4 protein-coding genes are annotated in these 4,388 nt (G+C 75.0%); 1 reads left to right on the top strand and 3 read right to left on the bottom strand.

The genetic code is table 11. The annotated features are described in order from the left end of the window. Window positions 1-16: 16 nt before the first annotated feature. The 3 genes from VGB14_09050 to VGB14_09040 are packed head-to-tail and all read right to left on the bottom strand — an operon-like array spanning window position 17 to window position 3,047. Window positions 17-646, bottom strand: coding sequence for a hypothetical protein (locus VGB14_09050; protein ID HEX9993059.1), 630 nt, complete (start codon window positions 644-646; stop codon window positions 17-19). A gap of 19 nt (window positions 647-665) precedes the next feature. Then, complete coding sequence (locus tag VGB14_09045) at window positions 666-1,814, bottom strand: branched-chain amino acid aminotransferase (protein ID HEX9993058.1); 1,149 nt, start codon at window positions 1,812-1,814, stop codon at window positions 666-668. 9 nt (window positions 1,815-1,823) lie between these two features. After that, window positions 1,824-3,047 carry a DUF6421 family protein gene (locus tag VGB14_09040; protein HEX9993057.1) on the bottom strand — a complete coding sequence of 408 codons (1,224 nt, stop codon included), beginning with the start codon at window positions 3,045-3,047 and terminating at the stop codon, window positions 1,824-1,826. Between the two features lie 80 nt (window positions 3,048-3,127). Here VGB14_09040 and VGB14_09035 point away from each other — a divergent pair. Next, window positions 3,128-4,388, top strand: a 1,261-nt coding sequence (locus VGB14_09035; protein ID HEX9993056.1) for a metallophosphoesterase, incomplete at its 3' end; no start/stop codon positions are given.

Raw genomic sequence — 4,388 nt, 5'->3', positions numbered from 1 at the left:
GAGGGGCCGCGCCGGGTCATGGACGGCGAGGCACGTGGACCGTGTACACCATCGGGACGGGCCCGTGGTCCTCGAGCACGTCGAGCCCGTTGGCGTCGGCCGCCGTCGCCGTGGTGATGCAGGCGTCGACGTCGCCCCGCCGGCAGGCCGCGGCCGCCGCGCTGTTCGACAGCGCCGGCACGGTCTCGGCGCCCGCCGGCACCAGCGCCACCGGCGCGCCGTGCGAGGCGACCCGGCGGGGCGGGGTGCCGTCGCCCCGGCTGGCGAGCACCATCCGGAACGTCGGCGCGAGGAAGCAGTCGGCCATCACCATCCAGCGGTGGTTGTCGAACACGAGGGCGTGCAGGTCCGGGTAGACGGCGCAGGCCACGATGCCCTCCGTGCCGTCGCGGCTCACCGCGGCGACGGCGTCGTCGAGGTGGCGGTGCAGGAGCACCCGTCCCCCGCCGTGGCGGGCGAGGAGCCACTCGTGCGCGGCCGCTTCCAGGTTCGTCCCCGTGGGCCCGAGGGTCCGCAGGCACCTGACCCGGTCGAGGTCGGGCATCCCCGGCACCTCGTCGAGCCCGGGCAGCGCCCGTACGGGCGCGTCGTCGTGTTCGGCCACGGCCGTCGCCGTGGCGGCTGCCGTGCCCTCCCGGCCCGCCATGTGGTCTCCTAGGTGTCGTTCACCTCGCGAGCGAAGGCTCGGCCGCCGGCACCAGGCCGGCGACGCCCAGGTCGTCGAGGATGTCGTCGAGGGTCCGCATCCACCCCCAGCGGTCGGGCTGGCGCCCGTGCTGGAGGTCGAGCAAGGTGCTGCGCAGGCGCAACGTGAGGTCGCCCGCCTGCGCTCCCGCCACGACGATCTCGTCGTCGCCCGCAACCATCCGCCCGATGGGGGCGATCACAGCGGCCGTGCCGCACGCGAAGACCTCCCTCAGGCGACCACTGGCGCAGCCGTCGCGAACGTCGTCGATGGTGACCGGTTCCTCGGTCACCTCATCGGCCAGGTCCGCCGCCACCGTGAGCACGGCGTCGCGCGTGACGCCGTGCAGGATCGTGCCGGCGAGCGGCGGGGTCGTCACGCGCGTGCGCCCACCGTCGTCCCACACGAAGAAGATGTTCATCCCGTTCAGCTCTTCGATCCAGCGGTGCTCCTTGGCGTCGAGCCACAGCACCTGGCTGAACCCGGCCTCCTTGGCCTTCATGTGGCCGCGCAGCGCGGCCGCGTAGTTCCCGGCGAACTTGGCCTCGCCGGTGCCGCCGACGACAGCCCTGACGTCCTCCAGCTCCACCCGGATGCTGACCGGCACCGGGTCGACCGAGAAGATCGGCGCCGCCGGGCAGGCGACGACCCCGAACACGTACTCCTCGGCCGGCCGCACGCCGAGGTTCTCCTCGGTGGCGAACAGGTAGGGCCGGAGGTAGAGGCTCGTGCCATAGCCGGTGGGGATCCAGGCCCGGTCGACGGCGGCGAGCAGCGCGCACCCGCCGACGAAGGCCTCGATGGGCGGCTCGGGCATGGCGAGGCGCCGGGCGCTGCGCTGCATCCGCTCGGCGTTGCGCTCGACCCGGAACAGGGCCTGGCTCCCGTCCGCCCTGGCGTAGACCTTCAGGCCCTCGAACACCGACTGCCCGTAGTGGATGCCCATGGCCGCCGGGCTGATCGTCAGCGGCCCGAAGGGCACGACCTCGACCGGGCCCCACGCGCCGTCGCGCCACCACATCGTGACCATGTGGTCGGTGAAGTGGTCCCCGAACCCCGGGTCGGCGAGGATCCGGTCCCGGACGGCGTCGTCCACACGGTCGGCGCGGGGATGCACCTGGAACGGCACGGGCGTCTCCTAGTCCTGGGTCGTGGCCAGCGCCGGCGCCGGCCGCCGGTGCGCCGGGAAGCGGAAGGCGGTCCCCGACGGGTCGAGGCCGCCGTCGAGCAGGTCGTCGAGCACCCGGCGGGCGACGGCCTCGTGCTCGCCGACGGGGGCGCGCTCCACCGTGTCCAACCGGCCGGCGAGCGACCGCAGCCCGTCCACCACCTCGGCCCTCGTGCCGAGGGCGACCGTGCCGTCCGCCCGCCACGACAGGGCGCCCTCCCTGGCCAGCCAGCCGGCCATGGCCACCCCCGACGCGGCGTCCGCGTTCTGCGGGGCGTCGGGCTCCGCCGGGTAGCGGAACATCCGCTCGAGCAGGACGTACTCGTGGACGACGGCGCCGTGCGGCACCGGCTCGTCCACGCAGGCGACGGCCGACCGCGTGTCGACCCGCAGCTCCTCGAGGGCGCCGGACGCCCAGGTGGTCTTCATGGCGAGGTGCTCGTGGAGGGGCCGCAGGCCGGTCTGGTGGAAGTGGTCGTGCAGGTAGCCCCACACGGACCGGGCGGCGTACACGTCCTCGGCGCCGAGCCCGGCGCTGGCCAGCGGGAGGCCGTCCTCGCCGGCGAACGGGCTGGTGCCGGCGGGCGCCCCGGTGGCCCGCTCGACGAGGCGGAGGGTGCGGGGCCAGATCGAGGTGTGCTTGGAGAAGAAGAACCAGGCGAAGCGCTGGCGGGTGCAGCGGGTGGCGGCCGGGATGTTCTCGGGGAAGAACACGACGTTGTTGTGGGCGGCCACGCCGGCCGTGCCGGCCAGCAGCCGGACCGGCTGGCAGGTCGGCTGGTCGTAGGGGAAGCGGGGCCGCAGGTCGTCGAAGGCCGGCGGCTCGTCGTGCAGGACGAGGAAGGCCTCGAGGTTGGCGGCCCGGCTGCCGCTGTTGGGCAGGAACACCGGCCCGACGTACACCCCGCAGCGGCCGTGGCCGGGCGGGCGGATGGCCTCGCGGGACGCCTCGAAGTCCGGCGCGGCGGGGTCGTCGGCCCAGCGCTCGAGGTCGTCGGCGAGGGTCGGCGCCGCGGGCAGGTCGCCGGCCGGAAGGGCCCGCACGGCGGCGGCGAGGCGGCGGAGGCCGGCCGGGTCGGGCCCGTCCGCGGCCCGCAGCTCCTCGGCCAGCGGCAGGACCTCGGTGGTGAAGCGAGCGACCAGCGCGGCGAGCCCGTCGCCCGAGGGGCCCGATCCGCCGCTGCTCGGCCGCATGGGTCGATCATACCGTCCACCTGTCGGCCCCAGCCGTGGTCGGAGTGCGCAGCGGACCGCTCGCGGGTAGTGGACCGGTCGTGACGGAACCGGCCGCCGATCGCCACTTCGAGCCCTTCGTCCACGTCGTCGACGTGACCGACCGCGCCGCCCTCATCGGGTGGGGCGGGTTCTGGTTGCGGCGCGACGGCGACCGCTGGACGGTCGTCGACGACGACGACCTGAAGCCCGGCGAGGGCGGCCGGAGCGGGTCCATCGGGGCCCGGTCGCCGTCCTACGGGACGGCCGTCGTCGAGGTGCTCGACGGCGACGGAGGGGTGGTGGGCCGGGCGGACGCGGCCGGCGACAACCACGCCTGGGTCGAGGGCCTGGAGCCGGACACCGAGTACCGCTACCGCGTGCTCGTCGACGGCGAGCCGTGGGCCGCGGCCGACCGGTGGGACTGGGTGCTCGGCGACGGCGGCGATGCCGGCGGGCCCCGCCCGGCGCGGCGTGACTACGACCTGCGCCTCCGGACCCACCCGTCGGCCGAGACGCCGGTGCCGGTCACGTTCCTCGCCGTCGGCGACTACGGGGTCGGCATCGTGAACGGGCAGAACGGGCGGCGCCAGCAGGCGGTGGCCCACACGATGGAGCACCTGGCCGCCACCCACCCCGTGCGCTTCGTGGTCAGCCTGGGCGACAACATCTACCACGGGCCCGAGGACCAGCTCGACCAGACGGGCGACGAGGACGACGACTGGTACTTCACCTTCTACCAGCCGTACCGCTACCTGATCGACCACCTGCCGCTGTACCCGACGGCCGGCAACCACGACGGGGCCGACGAGGAGGAGAACGACGACCGGGCCCAGCTCGCCGACAACTTCCACCTCGAGGGGCGGTTCCGGCCTCGCGAGGAGCGGGGCCGGGCCTCGCTCGGGCCCGGCCTGTTCTACCGGCTGAGCATCGGCCGGCTGCTCGAGCTGATCTGCGTGGACACCACGTGGGGGGCCGAGCGGGGCCGCCACTACTTCGACGACCCCGACCACCGCGACTGGCTCGAGGACGCGCTGCCGGAGGTGCCCGAGGGCGGCGACGGCCGCTGGCGCATCCCGTTCAACCACCACCCGCCGTACTGCGCCGGGCCCCACCACGAGGGCATGCCCGAGCAGGTGCGCAGCCTCGTCCCGCTCTACCGCCGGGCGCGGGTGCGTCTCGTGCTGAGCGGGCACGAGCACAACTTCCAGCACGGCGAGGTCGACGGCGTGCACTACGTCGTCGCCGGCGCCGGCGGGAAGCTCCAGGAGGACCCGCCCACCCGCTTCGACGCCGGCGGCACGGTGGCGTGGGCGGCCGAGC

The sequence above is a fragment of the Acidimicrobiales bacterium genome (genome assembly GCA_036399815.1).
In the GTDB taxonomy this organism is placed as follows: Bacteria; Actinomycetota; Acidimicrobiia; order Acidimicrobiales; family DASWMK01; genus DASWMK01.
The sequence above is the reverse complement of the archived record's forward strand: the minus strand, read 5'-3'. Positions and strand labels throughout refer to the sequence as shown.

Bases quoted from the DNA above. Each gene is read 5' to 3' on its own strand.
- VGB14_09050 (HEX9993059.1), bottom strand. From the start codon at position 646: ATGGCGGGCCGGGAGGGCACGGCAGCCGCCACGGCGACGGCCGTGGCC.
- VGB14_09040 (HEX9993057.1), bottom strand. From the start codon at position 3,047: ATGCGGCCGAGCAGCGGCGGATCGGGCCCCTCGGGCGACGGGCTCGCC.